This is a genomic window from Pseudomonas multiresinivorans (genome assembly GCF_012971725.1).
GTDB classification, from domain to species: domain Bacteria; phylum Pseudomonadota; class Gammaproteobacteria; order Pseudomonadales; family Pseudomonadaceae; genus Pseudomonas; species Pseudomonas multiresinivorans.
On the sequence record NZ_CP048833.1, the window covers coordinates 1,725,670 to 1,741,768 of the forward strand.

A 16,099-nucleotide genomic window follows, 5' to 3' on the forward strand; every position below is an offset into this window, starting at 1 on the left:
AAATCAGAGGGTTCCGGAGCCGGTCAGGCGCAACATGGTGTCGCGCAGGACGGCGCTGTCAGGCTGGCTTTGCAGGGCGGTGGCCCAGACCTTGCGGGCTTCACTCTGCTTGCCCTGGGCCCAGAGTACTTCGCCCAGGTGCGCGGCCACTTCGTGGTCGGGGAAGCGCTCCAGCGCCTTGCGCAGGTAGGTTTCCGCTTCGCTGAGGTTGCCCAGGCGGTAATTCACCCAGCCCAGGCTGTCGAGGATCGCGGGGTCGTCCGGGTTCAGCGAGTGAGCCTTCTGGATCAGGTCGCGGGCTTCGCTGTAGCGGGTAGTACGGTCGGCCAGGGTGTAGCCCAGCGCGTTGAGCGCCATGGCGTTGTCCGGCTCGCGCTGGATGATCAGGCGCAGGTCCTGCTCCATCTGTGCGAGATCGTTGCGTTTCTCGGCGAGCATGGAACGGGTGTAGAGCAGGTTGAGGTCGTCCGGGAACTGCTTGAGGCCTTGCTGGATGACGCTCCAGGCGCGATCGACCTGGTCGCGGTTGGACAGGCCTTCGGCTTCGATCAGGTACAGCTGGATGGCGTAGTCCGGTTGGCGGTCGCGGGTTTCGGCGAGGCGGCGCGAGGCGTCGTCGTAGCGTTTCTGGTCCAGCAGAATCTCGGTGGAGCGCAGCTGGGCCGGGAGGAAATCGTTGCCCGGGCCGACCAGGGCGTACTCCTTGAGCGCGGTTTCCGGGTCCTTCTGCTCCTCGGCCAGGCGGCCCAGGTTGAAGTGGGCGGAGTCTACGTGGCTGTCGCGCTCCACCAGTTCCTGCAGGTAGACCTTGGCCTCGTCCCAGGCCTGGGCTTCGAGGCAGACCAGCGCCAGGGAGAAGCGCAGGTCGTCGTCATCGGGGAATTGCTCGACCAGCGCGGAGAACTCGGCCTTGGCGTCTTCCAGGCGGTTCTGCTCCACCAGCAGGCGGGCGTAGGCGAGGTGGACGCGCTTGTCGTCCGGATGTTCCTTGATGCCGGCCTTGAGCAGTGGCAGCGCTTCATCGCTGCGCTTCATGCTCTGCAGCAGGCGGGCGCGCAGCAGGAGCGGGGCGACGTCGTGCTTGCTCGCGGAATTGTCTTCGAGCAGGTGCAGGGCTTCCTGCGGGCGGCCGTCCTGTTGCAGCAGCAGGGCCTTGCCGAACAGCAGCTGGCCGTTGTCCGGGTACTTCTTCAACAGGCGATCGAAGCTCTGCAGCAGGCCGGCGCGGGTATCCGGGTCGGTCTCGGCGGCGGACAGCGCGAGGAAGTCGAAGTGGGTGTCGCCCTGGCCGTTGAGGACCTTCTCCATGTACACCATGGATTCGTCGTACTGCCCGGTGCGCGCCAGCTGGATGGCGGCGGCGCGCTGGGCGTCGAGGTTGTCCGGCGCGGCCTTGGCCCAGATCAGCGAGGTGTCCAGGGCTTCCTGGTCGGCGCCCAGGTATTCGGCGATGCGGAACGCGCGCTCGGCGACGCCCGGGTCGCGGGTTTCCTTGGCCTGCTCGACATAGTTGGCGAGGGCGATGTCGAAGCGGTTGCGCTGGCCGGCCAGTTCGGCGGTCAGCAGCGAGAACATTGTGTCCTCACTGAAGGAGCCGTACTTCTGGTCCTTCTGGGCAGCCGCGGCCTTGTCCTTCTCCGCGGAAGCACTGTCGGAATTTTTCTGTGTAAGAGACTGGCAGCCGCCGAGCAGCAGCAGAGCAGTCAGCAGCGCAAGAGACTTGTTCATAGAGGAAGGACGAGGGCCTGACCTGCGAAATGGGACCATCATGACATAAGGAAAGTGCCAATCCCATGGGCAAGCGCCGCTGGAAGGCCTGTATACGATTTGCAGTGTGCGATCCGTCGTGGGTGGTTGTCCTTCACTGGCCTAAGTAGGACAATTGCGGGCTTTCCGATCAGCATCAGCGATTCTGCATGGCCTTCATTGCCCTCGGCATCAACCACAAGACCGCGTCCGTGGCCGTGCGCGAGCGCGTGGCTTTTACTCCCGAGCAGATGGTCGAGGCCCTGCAGCTGCTGTGCAGGCTGACCTCCAGCCGCGAAGCCGCGATCCTCTCCACCTGCAACCGCAGCGAACTCTACCTGGAGATCGAACACCCGGACGCCGGCGACGTGCTGGCCTGGCTGGCCGATTACCACAACCTGGGCATCGATGACCTGCGCGCCTGCGCCTACGTTCACCAGGACGAGGAAGCGGTGCGCCACATGATGCGAGTGGCTGCCGGCCTGGATTCCATGGTGCTGGGCGAGCCGCAGATCCTCGGGCAGATGAAGTCCGCCTACGCCGTAGCCCGCGAGGCCGGCACCGTCGGGCCGATGCTGGGTCGTCTTTTCCAGGCGACCTTCAGCACCGCCAAGACCGTGCGCACCGACACTGCCATCGGCGAGAACCCGGTATCCGTGGCTTTTGCCGCGGTGAGCCTGGCCCGGCAGATATTCAGCGACCTGAGCCGTAGCCAGGCGCTGCTGATCGGCGCCGGCGAGACGATCACCCTCGTCGCCCGCCACCTGCACGAGCAGGGCGTGAAGCGCATCGTGGTCGCCAACCGCACCCTGGAGCGCGCCAGCCAACTGGCCGAGCAGTTCGGCGCACGCGCCATCCTGCTGGCAGACATGCCCGACGAGTTGGTCAACAGCGACATCGTCATCAGTTCCACCGCCAGCCAACTGCCCATCCTCGGCAAGGGCGCGGTTGAGCGAGCCTTGAAGCAGCGCCGGCACAAGCCGATGTTCATGGTCGATATCGCCGTCCCGCGCGATATCGAACCGGAAGTCGGCGAGCTGGAAGACGTCTACCTCTATAGCGTCGACGACCTCCACGAAGTGGTCGCCGAGAACCTCAAGAGCCGCCAGGGCGCCGCCCAGGCCGCCGAGGAGCTTGTCGGCGATGGTGTCGTCGAGTTCATGCAGCGCCTGCGCGAACTGGCCGCGGTCGACGTGCTGCGCGCTTATCGCCAGCAGGCCGAGCGCCTGCGCGACGAGGAAACCCAGAAGGCCCAGCGCCTGCTGGCCAATGGTGCCGACCCGATGGAAGTCATCGCCCAGCTCAGCCGTGGCCTGACCAATAAATTGCTGCACGCCCCCAGCGTGCAGATGAAGAAACTCTCCGCCGAGGGCCGCATCGATGCGCTGGCCGTCGCGCAGGAACTGTTCGCCCTCGAGGAGGGCACTGACAAGCGATGAAAGCGTCCCTCCTGAAAAAGCTGGATATCCTCAGCGACCGCTACGAAGAGCTCACCGCTCTGCTGGGCGACGCCGAGGTGATCAGCGACCAGACCAAGTTCCGCGCCTACTCCCGCGAATACGCGGAAGTGGAGCCGGTCATCCTCGCTTTCCGCGAGTTCCGCAAGGTGCAGTCCGACCTCGAAGGCGCCCAGGCGCTGCTCAAGGACAGCGATCCGGACCTGCGCGAGATGGCCGAGGAAGAAGTCGCCGAAGCGAAGACCGCGCTGGTTGGCCTGGAGGATCGCCTGCAGCGCATGCTGCTGCCCAAGGATCCCAACGACGGCCGCAACGTCTTCCTGGAAATCCGCGCCGGCACCGGCGGCGACGAAGCCGCGATCTTCTCCGGCGACCTGTTCCGCATGTACTCGCGCTACGCCGAGAAGCAGGGCTGGCGCGTGGAAGTCATGTCCGAGAACGAGGGCGAGCACGGCGGCTATAAAGAGGTGATCGCCCGCGTCGAGGGCGAGAGCGTCTTCGCCAAGCTCAAGTTCGAGTCCGGCGCACACCGCGTGCAGCGCGTGCCGGCGACCGAGTCCCAGGGGCGTATCCACACTTCGGCGTGCACCGTGGCGGTGCTGCCCGAGCCGGACGAACAGGCGGCCATCGAGATCAACCCGGCCGACCTGCGCGTGGACACCTACCGCTCCTCCGGCGCCGGCGGCCAGCACGTGAACAAGACCGATTCGGCGGTGCGCATCACGCACATTCCGTCGGGCATCGTGGTCGAGTGCCAGGAAGAGCGCTCGCAGCACAAGAACCGCGCCAAGGCCATGGCCTGGCTGGCGGCCAAGCTCAACGACCAGCAACAGGCCGCGGCCCAGCAGGCGATCGCCAGCACGCGCAAGCTGCTGGTCGGTTCGGGTGATCGTTCCGAGCGCATCCGCACCTACAATTTCCCTCAGGGGCGCGTCACCGATCACCGCATCAACCTCACCCTGTATTCCCTCGGCGAAGTGATGGAAGGCGCGGTGGAACAGGTGATCGAGCCCTTGCTGCAAGAGTTCCAGGCCGACCAGCTGGCCGCGCTCGGCGATTAAGAGAGCGACAGACCATGGCAACCATCATGACCCTGCTCAACGAGGCGCAATTGCCGGACTCGCCCAGTGCGCGCCTGGATGCCGAGCTGTTGCTCGCCGCCGCGCTGGGCAAACCGCGCAGCTTCCTGCGCACCTGGCCCGAACGCGTGGTCAGCCGCGAGGCCCACGACCTCTTCGACCGCTACCTGGCGCGCCGCGTGGCCGGCGAGCCGGTGGCCTACATCCTCGGTCGCCAGGGCTTCTGGAGCCTGGACCTGGAGGTCGCGCCGCATACCCTGATCCCGCGCCCGGACACCGAACTGCTGGTGGAGACCGCGCTGGCGCTGCTGCCGGCCTCGCCTTCCCGCGTGCTCGACCTGGGCACCGGCACTGGCGCCATCGCCCTCGCGCTGGCCTGCGAGCGTCTGAGCTGGCAAGTGCTGGGTGTGGACCGCATTCCCGAGGCCGTGGCCCTGGCCGAGCGCAACCGCGAACGCCTGCGCCTGGCCAACGTCGCCTTCCGTGCCAGTCACTGGTTCTCTGCGGTCGCTGGCGAGCGCTTCTCGCTGATCGTCAGCAACCCGCCCTACATTCCCAGTACCGACCCGCACCTCAAGCAGGGCGATGTGCGCTTCGAACCCTCGAGCGCGCTGGTCTCCGGGCAGGACGGGCTGGACGATATCCGCCTGATCATCGACCAGGCGCCGAACCACCTCGAAAACGGCGGCTGGCTGATGCTCGAGCACGGCTTCGACCAACCTGACGCCGTGCGTGGCCTGCTGCAGGGGCGTGGCTTCACCGCCGTGGAAAGCCGCCGCGACCTGGGTGGCCACGAGCGCATCAGCCTGGGGCGCTGGACATGCTGACCGACAACGAACTACTGCGTTACAGCCGGCAGATACTGCTGCCGCAGATCGACGTGGACGGCCAACTGCGCCTGAAGGAAAGCCGCGTGCTGATCGTCGGCCTCGGTGGCCTCGGTGCGCCGGTGGCACTGTACCTGGCCGCTGCCGGCGTTGGCGAGCTGCACCTGGCGGACTTCGACACGGTCGACCTGACCAACCTGCAGCGGCAGATCATCCACGACACCGACAGCGTGGGAGTGAGCAAGGTGGATTCCGCCATTGCCCGCCTCACGGCGATCAATCCGGACGTGAAGTTGGTCGCCCATCGCCAGGCGCTGGACGTCGATTCCCTCGACGCCGCCGTGGCGGCGGTGGACCTGGTACTGGATTGCTGTGACAACTTCGGCACCCGCGAGGCGGTGAACGTCGCCTGTGTCGCGGCGAAGAAACCGCTGGTGAGTGGCGCCGCCATTCGCCTGGAAGGGCAGCTCTCGGTGTTCGACTCGCGCCGTGAGGAAAGCCCCTGCTACCACTGCCTCTATGGCCATGGCAGCGAAGCCGAGCTGACCTGCAGCGAGGCCGGCGTTGTCGGCCCGCTGGTGGGCCTGGTGGGCAGCCTGCAGGCATTGGAAGCGCTGAAGCTGCTGGCCGGCTTTGGCGAGCCGCTGGTGGGGCGCCTGCTGCTGATCGATGCCCTGGGTTCGCGCTTCCGCGAACTGCGGGTCAAGCGCGATCCGCAGTGCGCCGTTTGCGGAGCCACGCATGGCTGACGCCGCGCCGATCGGGGTGTTCGACTCCGGTGTGGGCGGCCTCAGCGTCCTCCACGAAATCCGCGCGCGGCTTCCCCATGAATCGCTGATCTACCTCGCCGACTGCGGCCATGTGCCCTACGGCGAGAAGACTCCCGAGTACATCCGCGCGCGTTGCCGTGCCATCGCCGAATTCCTTCTGGGCCGTGGCGCCAAGGCGTTGGTGCTGGCCTGCAACACTGCAACGGCCGCCGCGGCCGCTGACCTGCGCGAGCTTTATCCACAGCTGCCCATCATTGCCATGGAGCCGGCGGTCAAGCCAGCCGCCGAGGCGACCCGCAGCGGTGTGGTGGGCGTGCTCGCCACCACCGGCACTTTGAAGAGTGCGCGATTCGCCGCGCTGCTGGATCGTTTCGCCAGCGATGTGCGGGTCATCACCCAGCCTTGTCCGGGGTTGGTGGAGCGCATCGAACTGGGTGATCTGGATGGGCCGCAGACCCGCGAACTGCTGCTGAGTTATGTTGCGCCGTTGCTGGCCGAAGGCTGCGACACGCTGATCCTGGGCTGCACGCATTATCCTTTTCTGCGCCCGCTGCTGCGCCAACTGGTGCCCGCGGACGTTTCGCTGATCGACACCGGGGCCGCCGTAGCTCGCCAGCTTGAGCGGGTGCTGCAGGTGCGGGGAATGCTGGCTGAAGGCCACGCAAAAAAAATTGAGCTATGGACCAGCGGCGCAGTCGAAGCCTTTGAACCTGTATTGCCAGTGCTCTGGGGATCTGACGAACCTGTCTGCCACTTCCCCGGCTGATGGAAAAATAGCTAGCTACCTACTTTGGTCTGTCAGTAAATGCTGACAAATGGCCTTATAATTGCCAGCTATTCGCGGGGATTTTTCATTCAGCTTTCTAATAAAGGATGTTTCGATGAAGAAACTGCTCTCGCTTGCCACTGTGGCAGCTCTGACTCTCGGACATATGGTCTCGTCGCAGGCTGCCAGCCTGACCGGCGCTGTCGGCTTCACCGGGCAGAACGACATGACCTACCGACTGGGCCTGGGTTTCGACTGGGACAAGAGTTGGTGGGAAACTTCGACGGGCCGCCTCACCGGTTACTGGGACGCCGGCTACACGTACTGGGAAGGCGGTGACGAAGCCAGTGGCCGCCACTCGCTGTCCTTCAGCCCGGTATTCGTCTATGAATTTTCCGGCGAGAAGGTCAAACCCTTCGTCGAGGCAGGTATCGGCGTGGCCGTATTCAGCGGCTCCCGTGTCGGCGACCAGAACCTGGGCGGGGCCTTCAACTTCGAGGATCGCCTGGGCGTCGGCCTGAAGTTCAACCAGGGCCAGGCCATCGGCATTCGCGCCATGCACTATTCCAACGCCGGCATCAGCCAGCCGAACGATGGCATCGAATCCTACAGCCTCTATTACACGCATCCGCTGTAACAGATCGCTGACAAAGAAAGCCGGGCCCAGCGCCCGGCTTTTTTGTGTGCGCCATATCGAGGCTCAGCACTGAGCGTAGGAGCGGACTCCGTCCGCGATCGACTCTCCCCGCTCCGAGCCGGCCGGCGGCGGCACATCGCGGACAGAGTCCGCTCCTACGCCAAGGGATGCTTCAACGCGAGGCGGAGAGATTCTTGAATGCCTCCAACGCCCGCGCCCGCGTGGCAGAGAGGTCACACATCGGCTGTGGATAACCGTCCGCGCCAAACAGCCCGAGCTTCGACGGATCGTGTACTGCGCGCCCTTCGAGTCCAGCCAGTTCCGGCACCCAGCGGCGGATGAAGCGGCCGTCCGGGTCGAAGCGCTCGGATTGCGAGATGGGGTTGAAGATGCGGAAGTAGGGCGCCGCATCGGTCCCCGTGGAGGCGCTCCACTGCCAGCCGCCGTTGTTCGCCGCCAGGTCGCCGTCGATCAGGTGGCGCATGAACCAGCGTTCCCCCTCGCGCCAGTCGATCAGCAGGTTCTTGGTCAGGAACATCGCCACCACCATGCGCAGGCGGTTGTGCATCCAGCCGGTGGCGAGCAGCTGGCGCATGGCGGCATCGATGATGGGGAAGCCGGTGCGCCCTTGCTGCCAGTCCTCCAGGTCCTTCGGGTCGTAGCGCCACCTCAGCTTCTCGGTGTCCTCGCGGAAGGCGCGGTGCCGGCTCACGCGCGGGAAACCGACCAGGATGTGCTTGTAGAACTCGCGCCAGAGCAGCTCGTTGATCCAGCTGACTGCGCCGCTGTTGCCGGTCTCGAACTCGCCATGGTTACTCGTCAGCGCCGCGTGCAGGCATTGCCGGGGTGAGAGCACGCCGGCGGCCAGGTACGGCGATAGACGGCTGGTGCCGTCGCGGGCGGGAAGGTCACGGGTGTCCTGGTAGGTCTTGAGAGTTTCGTCGGTGAACAGCTCGACGCGCTCGTGCGCGGCGTCTTCGCCGGCGGGCCACTCTTCGCGCAGTTGTGGCGGCGGAGGCTCGAAGCCTTCTGTGTATTCGGGCACCTCATCGCTGGCGATATTCAGCTCCTGCTGTGCGCGGGGCGCAGGCACAAGGCTGGGTACGCCCAGGTTCAGGCGTTCGTAGCAGACCTTGCGGAACTGGCTGTAGACCTGGAAGTAGGTACCGCCCTTGGTGAGGATGGTGCCGGGTGTGAAGAACAGCTGGTCAAGGTGGCTGCGCAAGCGCACGCCTTCGTGCTCCAGCGCCTTCTCCACGGCGGCGTCGCGGGCCGCTTCGTTGACGCCGTACTCCTCGTTGACGTGCAGCGTCTCGATGTCCAGCTCGCGGCAGAGTTGCGCGATGACCTTCGGCGCCTCGTCCCAGTGGTCCGCGGTGCGGATCAGCATAGGGATGTGCAGTTTGTCGAGGCTGGTGCGCAGTTCGCGCAGGTTGCGCAGCCAGAAGTCGACCTTGCTCGGTGCATCGTCGTGGCGTTGCCACTGGCCGGGGCTGAGCAGGTAGAGGGCAATCACCGGGCCGCGCTCGGCGGCGGTGTGCAGGGCGCTGTTGTCGCGCAGGCGCAGGTCGGTGCGCAGCCAGACAAGTTGGCGTTTCATGCTGCCTCCCCGTTTAGCAGGTGCAGTTCGCGCAGCAAGTCGAACGCGGCAACCGGATCGCTCGCCAGGTACAGCGGCGGTTCGGCGATGGCCAGTTCCTGCAGCGCATCGGGGTGGATGGCAGTGGCAGGGCCGGCCAGCAGGCGCGGGCAGTCGACGCCTGCCAGCAGCCGGGGCAGCTGCAGCAGGTTCAGCGTGCGGCTGGAGTAGAGCAGCACGGCGCGTGGCTGCAGGCGCTCCACCGCCAGTGCCAACTCGCCTGGCGGCAGCGGCCAGTCGAAGATTTCCAGCGGGCAGCCGGCGCTGCTGGCCAGCCAGGCGGTGAGCCACAGGCCCGGCTCCAGCGGCAGGCCGGACTGGTTCACCAGCAGCAGCGGGGCACCGCGTTGCTGGCGGTTGTGGTGGTACAGGCGGGTGCCGAACTTGGTGCGCAGCCAGGTATGGAAGAACACCCGTTCCAGCTGTGCACCGAACTGGCCTTGCCAGCGCCGCTCCAGTTCGTCCAGCAGCGGCAGCATCAATTGTTCGCAGAGGGTCTGGGCGGGGTAGATCGCCAGCGCGCCATTGAACAGTTCGTCCAGCTGGCGCTCGTTGATCCGGCCGATGGCGGCGATGCACTGCTGGCGCAGGTCGTCCCAGGGAGATGCGGTGGCGTCCACCGGAAGCGGCGCGTTTTCGTCGAGCAGCGTGCGGATCTTGCTCACGGCCACGCCTCGGCCGAGCCAGGTGAGGATGGCCTGGATGCGCGAGATCTGCGCCTCGGAGTAGAGGCGGTGGCCCTTGGGTGTGCGTTGGGGTACGACCAGACCGTAGCGGCGCTCCCAGGCGCGCAGGGTGACCGGGTTGACGCCGGTGCGCCGCGATACTTCACGGATCGGCAGCCAGCCTTCGGCCAGGGCCTGGCGATAGTCGTCGTCCGAGTCGCGGTGGGGTTGGTCGGGATTCATGGGATTCCTGTCAGGACGTCAGATGGCATTGCGCAGGCTCAGGTCTTCGGGGTGCGGCTGCAGGTAGGCCTGGGCATCGATGTAGGGGTGCGGGTGCAGGCGGAAGTGATGCTTGAGCAGCGTCAGCGGCACGACCAGCGGGATCACGCCTTCGCGGTACTGGTCGATCAGATGCTGCATCTCGGCCTTCTCGGAGCCGGGCAGGTCATGCTTGAGGTAACCGGCCAGGTGCTGCAGTACGTTGCTGTGGGTGCCGCGGGTGGCGCAGGTGCTCAGCGCCTGCATGAAGTCGCGGAAGTAGCCCGGGGCGAACTCTTCCAGCGGCTGATCGCTGATCTTCGCCAGGCGCTGGCCGAGGGCACTGTACTGGCGCGGGTTGTGCGCCATCAGCTGGTACTTGTAGCGCGAGTGGAAAGTGATCACTGCGTGGCGCGTCAGGCCCTGCGCGCAAAGCTGCTGCCAGGCGCCGTAGGCGAACACGCGGGTAAGGAAATTCTCGCGGATCACCGGATCGTTGAGCCGGCCTTCTTCTTCTACCGGCAGTTCCGGGCGCGCGGCGCAGAAGGTATCCGCGTAGAGCCCGCGCACGCCCGGCGGGCGCAGCTGCCCGTCGAAACGGTAAAGCTTCACGCGCTGCAGGCCACAGGAAGGCGATTGCTGCATGAAGATGTAGCCGCAGATGTCCTGTTGCAGGCTGGCCTGTTTGCGGCCGAAGTCGCGCAGCGCTTCGCTGACGTCGCGGCCGCCTTCGCGCTGGATCAGCGCGCGTGGATCGTCGCGGTCGCCCACCAGACGCAGGGTCGGGCGTGGCACGCCGAGGCCGATGGCGACTTCGGGGCACAGCGGGACGAAGTCGAAATGGCGGCTGAGCACGTCCAGGCACAGGCGTGAGGCCTTGTGCCCGCCGTTGTAGCGCACCGGTTCGCCCAGCAGGCAGGCGCTGATGCCGAGCTTGGGACGTGGCGGGATGTTGGACATGGTTTTGATCGATTTCTTGTACAGGTTGATTTATTTGTACAACTATCGGTCAGGATAGACGCAGGCCTGTACAAGTGCAAAGCCTTGTACAGGGGCAGGACGCCAACGTGGAGGCTCCGCGGCCCTCCCCGGAAGGAGAGGGCCGTGCGCGATCAGAGGTGTTCGAGCAGGCGGCGTGCGGCTTCCAGGCCGCTCAGCCAGGCGCCTTCGACGCGACCGGAAAGGCACCAGTCGCCACAGGCGTAGATGCCCAGGTCAGCATCGGCCAGGGCGCCGAACTGATGGGCTTCCATGGGCCGCGCGTAGAGCCAGCGGTGGGCGAGTGCAAAGTCGGGGGCGTGCACGGCGCAACCGATCAGCTCGGCGAAGGCGCCGCGCAGGTGTTCGATCACGCTTTCCTTGGGCAGGTCGATGTGCTGCTTGCTCCAGCCGCTGGCGGCGTGCAGCACCCAGGTGTCCAGTTGCTCGTCGCGCCCCGGCTTGGAGTGGTTGCTGGCCAGCCAGGACAGCGGACCTTCGTGCACGAAGCAGCCTTGCACCGGCGTATCCAGCGGTTCGCGGAAGGCCAGGGCAACGGCCCAGGTCGGCTCCATGGGAATGCTCGCGGCGGCGGCGGCCAGCTTCGGCGCGCTGGCCAGCAGGGCAGCGGCCTGCGGCGCAGGGGTAGCGACCAGCACGCGGCTGAACGGCCCATGCGTCTGGCCCTCGGAGTCCTGCAGGTGCCAGTGCTCCTCGCCGCGGTACACCTCGGTGATGCGGCAGGCGAAGGTGACGACCTGGTCCTGCAGCAGTGCGCGGGTGATCGCGCTCATGCGCGGGGTGCCGACCCAGCGTGGCTGCTCGTCGGGAGAGGGGCTCAGTTCGCCGTCGCGGTACTGGTAGAGGGCCGGGTCCCATTCGGCGACCCAGCCATGCTCGCGCCATTGCTGAATGGCGTCGAGGAAGCGGCGGTCGCGGGCGGTGAAGTACTGTGCGCCGAGGTCCAGCGCGCCGGCCTCGCTGCGCTTGCTGGCCATCCGGCCGCCGCTGCCGTGGCCCTTGTCGAACAGTTGCACGTCCTGTCCGGCATCACGCAGCGCGTGGGCGGCCGAGAGTCCGGCGATACCGGTGCCAATGATGGCAATGGGGGCGCTCATGACATGCCTCGTCATCTGTTTGCATTGAAGCGTAACGAGCGGGAGGTTCTTGTACAAACGAAACTATCTGTACAATTGCGATTCAGCTGTCCGCGCTCGTCTTCGATAGGAGTCCGATCATCGGAACCTTCGGCGCCGCATCGGTTCATTCAGAGATGAGCCCGGCTCGGGTTCCGGCACTTACAGCGTAGACCTCGCCGCAGAGGGAGTGTCAATGCAATCGCCTCCCTCTCGTCCAGACTGATGGAAGGTGGAACAACGCAACAAGGAGTTCGCCATGCATATTCTCTTGACCGGCGGCACCGGCCTGATCGGCCGCCGCCTCTGCCGCCAGTGGAGCGCCGAGGGGCACCAGCTTACCGTGCTCAGCCGCCAGCCGCAGCGCGTTCCGTCGCTGTGCGGCGAGACGGTGCGTGGTATCGCCGACTTCGAAGCTTATGGCGACGGGCCGCTGGATGCAGTGGTCAACCTGGCCGGCGAACCGATTGCCGACAAACCCTGGAGTGCCCGGCGCAAGGCCTTGCTGTGGGACAGCCGGGTGCGCCTGACCGAGCGCCTGGTGACCTGGCTGGAAAGCCGCAGCCAGCGCCCGGCAGTACTGATCAACGGCTCGGCGGTTGGCTGGTATGGCGACGCCGGTGAGCGCCCGCTGGAAGAGAACAGCGCAGCGGCCGGCGAGGATTTTGCCAGCGAGCTGTGCCTGGCCTGGGAGCAGATCGCTCGCGAGGCCGAGGCCCTGGGCGTCCGTGTGGTCCTGGTGCGCACCGGGTTGGTGCTGGCGCCCGAAGGCGGCTTCCTCAAGCGCCTGTTGCCGCCGTTCCGCCTGGGCGCGGGCGGGCGATTGGGCGACGGTCGCCAGTGGATGTCCTGGATCCATATAGAGGACCAGATCGCCCTGATCGATTTTCTTTTGCGCAAGGCCGATGCCGAGGGTCCCTATAATGCGTGCGCGCCGCAGCCGGTGCGCAACCGCGACTTCACCCAGGAGCTGGGTCAGGCACTGCACCGGCCGACGCTGATGCCCATGCCGGGTTTCGCCCTGCGCCTGCTGTTGGGGGAGATGTCGACCCTGCTGCTGGGCGGCCAGCGCATCGTGCCGCGACGCCTGCTGGACGCCGGCTTCGAGTTTCGTTTCCCGGAGCTGAAGGAAGCCCTGGCCGACGTGCTGCGCGAGGCTCGCTGAACCTCCCGGCCTGCCGAGGCCCTGCGACATCGGTGACAGCCTCGGGGCCTCTTGATGGAGCGAGCTGCGTGTAAACTGCGCAGCCCGCACGATGACCGCCTACCGCACCGGTTTAAGGACACTGCATGACCCAAAACGCCCTCCTGCTGGTCAACCTGGGATCGCCGGCTTCCACCCGGGTCGAGGACGTGCGCCGCTACCTCGATCAATTCCTCATGGACCCATACGTGATCGACCTGCCCTGGCCGATCCGCCGGCTGCTGGTTTCGCTGGTGCTGCGCAAGCGCCCGGAGGAGTCCGCCCATGCCTATGCGTCGATCTGGTGGGACGAAGGTTCGCCGCTGGTCGTGCTGAGCCGCCGCCTGCAGGAGTCCATCCGGCCGTTCTGGCCGCATGGCCCGGTGGAGCTGGGCATGCGCTACGGCGAACCGTCCATCGAGGGCGCGCTGCTGCGCCTGAGCCAGCAGGGCATCACCCAGGTGACCTTCACGCCGCTCTACCCGCAGTTCGCCGACAGCACCACCACCACCGCCATCGAGGAAGCCCGCCGGGTAATGCGCGAGCATGGCCTCAAGCTGGAACTGAAGGTGCTGCCGCCGTTCTACGCGGAGCCCGAGTACCGCCAGGCGCTGGTGGATAGCGTGAAGCCCTATCTGGAGCAGCCCTACGATCATCTGTTGCTGAGCTTCCACGGCCTGCCCGAGTCGCACATCCGCAAGCTGGTGAAGGACAAGAGCCATGACCTCACCGCCAGTTCCAGCCGGGGCGTGCATGAGGACGTCATGGCCGTCTGTTACCGCAGCCAGTGCCTGCGCACGGCGGAGGACTTCGCCGCGGGTGCCGGACTGGAGGACGGACGCTGGTCGGTGTCTTTCCAGTCGCGCCTGGGGCGCAACAAGTGGATCGAGCCCTATACCGAGGCGCAGCTGGACAAGCTCGGCAAGCAGGGCGTGAAGCGCCTGCTGGTGATGTGCCCGGCTTTCGTCGCCGATTGCATCGAGACGCTGGAAGAAATCGGCCAGCGTGGCAACGAGCAGTTCCGCACGGCGGGTGGCGAGGAACTGGTGCTGGTGCCTTGCCTGAATGACCAGGAGTTGTGGGCGCGGGCGCTGGCCAAGCTGTGTGAGCGGACGCCTGCCGCGATCTGATCGAATTCGGAGCTCGGGCTTCCCCTCACCCTGACCCTCTCCCAGAGGGAGAGGGGAACGTTCGGCACAGGATGAAAGCTCAGCATCAGCCGGCTCGGACTGCCCCCTCTCCCTTTGGGAGAGGGCTGGGGTGAGGGTATCTCCGGCACTTGCCTGCTCTTCGTAGGAGCGAGCTTGCTCGCGAACCAGTTATCCGACAGCTCTGGCGTCAAGCGTGTTCGCGAGCAAGCTCGCTCCTACACGGCGGTCCTTCGGCAAGACCCTTCATCCAAACCCTGACCACCCATTCATCAGCCAACGGCCGACGCACGCATTCAGAGACCTGATAGTGCGCGCGCGGTGTATTCGCAATGCCTACTCTGCGGGTTCTCCCCTTCGCCTTCGCCGCGATTGGCGGCGTTTCAGGAGCCCGGCATGAACAACAACAATAACGGCTACCCCTCCAGTGCCGTGGCCTGGTCCACGGTTGCGATCCTCATGGTCGCCTACGTGCTTTCCTTCATCGACCGACAGATTCTCAACCTGCTGGTCGGCCCCATCCGCCGTGATCTGGAGATCAGCGACACGCAGATGAGCCTGCTGATGGGCCTGTCCTTCGCGCTGTTCTACACCCTTTGCGGCATTCCCCTCGGGCGCATGGCGGACAGCCGTAGCCGCCGTGGGCTGATCACCGTCGGCGTGCTGATCTGGAGCGCCATGACCGCCGCCTGCGGCCTGGCCAAGCAGTACTGGCACTTCCTGCTGTTCCGCGTCGGTGTCGGCGTGGGCGAGGCGGCATTGTCGCCAGCCGCCTATTCGCTGATCGCCGACAGCTTTCCGTCCAATCGCCGCGCGACCGCCATCAGCGTCTACTCCATGGGCATCTACCTCGGCTCGGGCCTGGCCTTCCTGCTCGGCGGGCTGGTGATCAAGTTCGCCTCGGCCCAGGGCGACGTGCACCTGCCGGTCCTCGGTGAGGTGCGCCCCTGGCAGCTGATCTTCCTGATTCTCGGCGCGGCCGGCGTGCTCTTCACCCTGCTGATGCTCGCGGTGAAGGAGCCGACCCGCCGTGGCGTGGGCGCCGGTGTGGTGGTGCCGATGAGCGAAGTGGGCGCCTACCTGCGCGCCAACCGCAAGACGGTGATCTGCCACAACTTCGGCTTCGCCTGCATCTCCTTCGCCAGCTACGGCAGCGGCGCCTGGGTGCCGACCTTCTTCGTCCGCACCTATGGCTGGGACGCCGGCCACGTGGGCGTGGTGTACGGCAGCATCGTCGCCGTGTTCGGCTGCCTGGGCATCGTCTGCGGTGGCCGCCTGGCCGACTACTGGGCCAAGCGCGGGCGCACCGACGCCAACATGCGCGTGGGCCTGCTGGCGGCCTGCCTGGCCATCCCGTTGAGCCTGGTCTACCCGCTGCTGGACAGCGCCAATGCGGCTGCCGCGATGATGGCGCCCATCGTGTTCTTCCTCAGCATGCCCTTCGGCGTCGCCCCGGCGGCGATCCAGGAAATCATGCCCAACTCCATGCGCGGCCAGGCCTCGGCCATCTACCTGTTCGTGGTCACGCTGCTGGGCCTGGGCGTCGGCCCGACCGCCATCGCCCTGGTGACCGACTACGTGTTCGCCGACGACATGGCGCTGCGCTATTCGCTGTTGATCGTCAGTGCGGTGGCCCTGCTGGCGGGCGCGCTGTTCCTGGCCAACGGCCTGAAGCCCTATCGGGCCAGCCTCGAACACCTCAAGAGCTGGAGCCTGAAAGGCGAGAGCGGAAGCGGCGCGATGCAACGCCAGCCGGCCTGATACTGCCTGTTCGACACCGAGCCCCCGTGCAGCGATGCGCGGGGGC

Annotated in this window: 14 protein-coding genes; 9 read left to right on the forward strand and 5 right to left on the reverse strand. The window is 66.2% G+C overall.

All coding sequences use genetic code 11. From position 1 onward, the window contains the following. Positions 1 to 3 precede the first annotated feature (3 nt). On the reverse strand, positions 4 to 1,770 hold the full coding sequence (locus G4G71_RS07890) for a tetratricopeptide repeat protein (protein WP_169890142.1): 1,767 nt from the start codon (positions 1,768 to 1,770) through the stop codon (positions 4 to 6). Positions 1,771 to 1,916: 146 nt separating this feature from the next. On the opposite strand from G4G71_RS07890, the gene hemA reads away from it, so the two are divergent. From hemA to G4G71_RS07920, 6 genes are all read left to right on the forward strand, one after another. Further along, positions 1,917 to 3,185, forward strand: coding sequence for a glutamyl-tRNA reductase (gene hemA / locus G4G71_RS07895; RefSeq protein ID WP_038803562.1), 1,269 nt, complete (start codon positions 1,917 to 1,919; stop codon positions 3,183 to 3,185). Next, positions 3,182 to 4,264, forward strand: coding sequence for a peptide chain release factor 1 (gene prfA / locus G4G71_RS07900; RefSeq protein ID WP_169936609.1), 1,083 nt, complete (start codon positions 3,182 to 3,184; stop codon positions 4,262 to 4,264). Before hemA ends, prfA begins: the two co-directional genes overlap by 4 nt. Before the next feature lie 14 nt (positions 4,265 to 4,278). Further along, on the forward strand, positions 4,279 to 5,109 hold the full coding sequence (prmC, locus tag G4G71_RS07905; RefSeq protein WP_169936611.1) for a peptide chain release factor N(5)-glutamine methyltransferase: 831 nt from the start codon (positions 4,279 to 4,281) through the stop codon (positions 5,107 to 5,109). Next, on the forward strand, positions 5,103 to 5,858 hold the full coding sequence (locus G4G71_RS07910; protein ID WP_169936613.1) for a molybdopterin-synthase adenylyltransferase MoeB: 756 nt from the start codon (positions 5,103 to 5,105) through the stop codon (positions 5,856 to 5,858). Before prmC ends, G4G71_RS07910 begins: the two co-directional genes overlap by 7 nt. Further along, a complete protein-coding gene (murI, locus tag G4G71_RS07915; protein WP_169936615.1) occupies positions 5,851 to 6,645 on the forward strand; it encodes a glutamate racemase in 795 nt (264 codons plus the stop codon). The genes G4G71_RS07910 and murI overlap by 8 nt, the downstream gene beginning before the upstream one ends. A gap of 115 nt (positions 6,646 to 6,760) precedes the next feature. Further along, a complete protein-coding gene (locus G4G71_RS07920; protein ID WP_169936617.1) occupies positions 6,761 to 7,282 on the forward strand; it encodes an acyloxyacyl hydrolase in 522 nt (173 codons plus the stop codon). 172 nt (positions 7,283 to 7,454) lie between these two features. Here the strand turns inward: G4G71_RS07920 and phrB are convergent, their stop codons facing one another. The 4 genes from phrB to G4G71_RS07940 all read right to left on the reverse strand — a co-directional run bounded on the left by phrB (position 7,455) and on the right by G4G71_RS07940 (position 11,943). Next, on the reverse strand, positions 7,455 to 8,882 hold the full coding sequence (gene phrB, locus G4G71_RS07925; protein ID WP_169936618.1) for a deoxyribodipyrimidine photo-lyase: 1,428 nt from the start codon (positions 8,880 to 8,882) through the stop codon (positions 7,455 to 7,457). After that, positions 8,879 to 9,829 carry a MerR family transcriptional regulator gene (locus tag G4G71_RS07930; RefSeq protein WP_169936620.1) on the reverse strand — a complete coding sequence of 317 codons (951 nt, stop codon included), beginning with the start codon at positions 9,827 to 9,829 and terminating at the stop codon, positions 8,879 to 8,881. The genes phrB and G4G71_RS07930 overlap by 4 nt, the downstream gene beginning before the upstream one ends. A gap of 18 nt (positions 9,830 to 9,847) precedes the next feature. Then, on the reverse strand, positions 9,848 to 10,807 hold the full coding sequence (locus G4G71_RS07935) for a YbgA family protein (RefSeq protein WP_169936622.1): 960 nt from the start codon (positions 10,805 to 10,807) through the stop codon (positions 9,848 to 9,850). 152 nt (positions 10,808 to 10,959) lie between these two features. Then, positions 10,960 to 11,943: an NAD(P)/FAD-dependent oxidoreductase gene (locus G4G71_RS07940; RefSeq protein WP_024762580.1), complete on the reverse strand. Its 984-nt coding sequence runs from the start codon at positions 11,941 to 11,943 to the stop codon at positions 10,960 to 10,962. Positions 11,944 to 12,220: 277 nt separating this feature from the next. Between G4G71_RS07940 and G4G71_RS07945 the strand changes: the two genes are divergently transcribed. From G4G71_RS07945 to G4G71_RS07955, 3 genes are all read left to right on the forward strand, one after another. Continuing rightward, positions 12,221 to 13,126 carry a TIGR01777 family oxidoreductase gene (locus G4G71_RS07945; protein ID WP_169936624.1) on the forward strand — a complete coding sequence of 302 codons (906 nt, stop codon included), beginning with the start codon at positions 12,221 to 12,223 and terminating at the stop codon, positions 13,124 to 13,126. 125 nt (positions 13,127 to 13,251) lie between these two features. Next, complete coding sequence (hemH, locus tag G4G71_RS07950) at positions 13,252 to 14,274, forward strand: ferrochelatase (protein WP_169936626.1); 1,023 nt, start codon at positions 13,252 to 13,254, stop codon at positions 14,272 to 14,274. Positions 14,275 to 14,688: 414 nt separating this feature from the next. Then, a complete protein-coding gene (locus tag G4G71_RS07955) occupies positions 14,689 to 16,053 on the forward strand; it encodes a spinster family MFS transporter (protein WP_169936628.1) in 1,365 nt (454 codons plus the stop codon). The last annotated feature ends 46 nt before the right edge of the window (positions 16,054 to 16,099 follow it).

What these genes read in the sequence shown, in the direction of transcription:
- G4G71_RS07890 (WP_169890142.1), bottom strand. Translation starts at nt 1,770, where the DNA reads ATGATGGTCCCATTTCGCAGGTCAGGCCCTCGTCCTTCCTCTATGAAC.
- hemA (WP_038803562.1), top strand. Translation starts at nt 1,917, where the DNA reads ATGGCCTTCATTGCCCTCGGCATCAACCACAAGACCGCGTCCGTGGCC.
- prfA (WP_169936609.1), top strand. Translation starts at nt 3,182, where the DNA reads ATGAAAGCGTCCCTCCTGAAAAAGCTGGATATCCTCAGCGACCGCTAC.
- prmC (WP_169936611.1), top strand. Translation starts at nt 4,279, where the DNA reads ATGGCAACCATCATGACCCTGCTCAACGAGGCGCAATTGCCGGACTCG.
- G4G71_RS07910 (WP_169936613.1), top strand. Translation starts at nt 5,103, where the DNA reads ATGCTGACCGACAACGAACTACTGCGTTACAGCCGGCAGATACTGCTG.
- murI (WP_169936615.1), top strand. Translation starts at nt 5,851, where the DNA reads ATGGCTGACGCCGCGCCGATCGGGGTGTTCGACTCCGGTGTGGGCGGC.
- G4G71_RS07920 (WP_169936617.1), top strand. Translation starts at nt 6,761, where the DNA reads ATGAAGAAACTGCTCTCGCTTGCCACTGTGGCAGCTCTGACTCTCGGA.
- phrB (WP_169936618.1), bottom strand. Translation starts at nt 8,882, where the DNA reads ATGAAACGCCAACTTGTCTGGCTGCGCACCGACCTGCGCCTGCGCGAC.
- G4G71_RS07930 (WP_169936620.1), bottom strand. Translation starts at nt 9,829, where the DNA reads ATGAATCCCGACCAACCCCACCGCGACTCGGACGACGACTATCGCCAG.
- G4G71_RS07935 (WP_169936622.1), bottom strand. Translation starts at nt 10,807, where the DNA reads ATGTCCAACATCCCGCCACGTCCCAAGCTCGGCATCAGCGCCTGCCTG.
- G4G71_RS07940 (WP_024762580.1), bottom strand. Translation starts at nt 11,943, where the DNA reads ATGAGCGCCCCCATTGCCATCATTGGCACCGGTATCGCCGGACTCTCG.
- G4G71_RS07945 (WP_169936624.1), top strand. Translation starts at nt 12,221, where the DNA reads ATGCATATTCTCTTGACCGGCGGCACCGGCCTGATCGGCCGCCGCCTC.
- hemH (WP_169936626.1), top strand. Translation starts at nt 13,252, where the DNA reads ATGACCCAAAACGCCCTCCTGCTGGTCAACCTGGGATCGCCGGCTTCC.
- G4G71_RS07955 (WP_169936628.1), top strand. Translation starts at nt 14,689, where the DNA reads ATGAACAACAACAATAACGGCTACCCCTCCAGTGCCGTGGCCTGGTCC.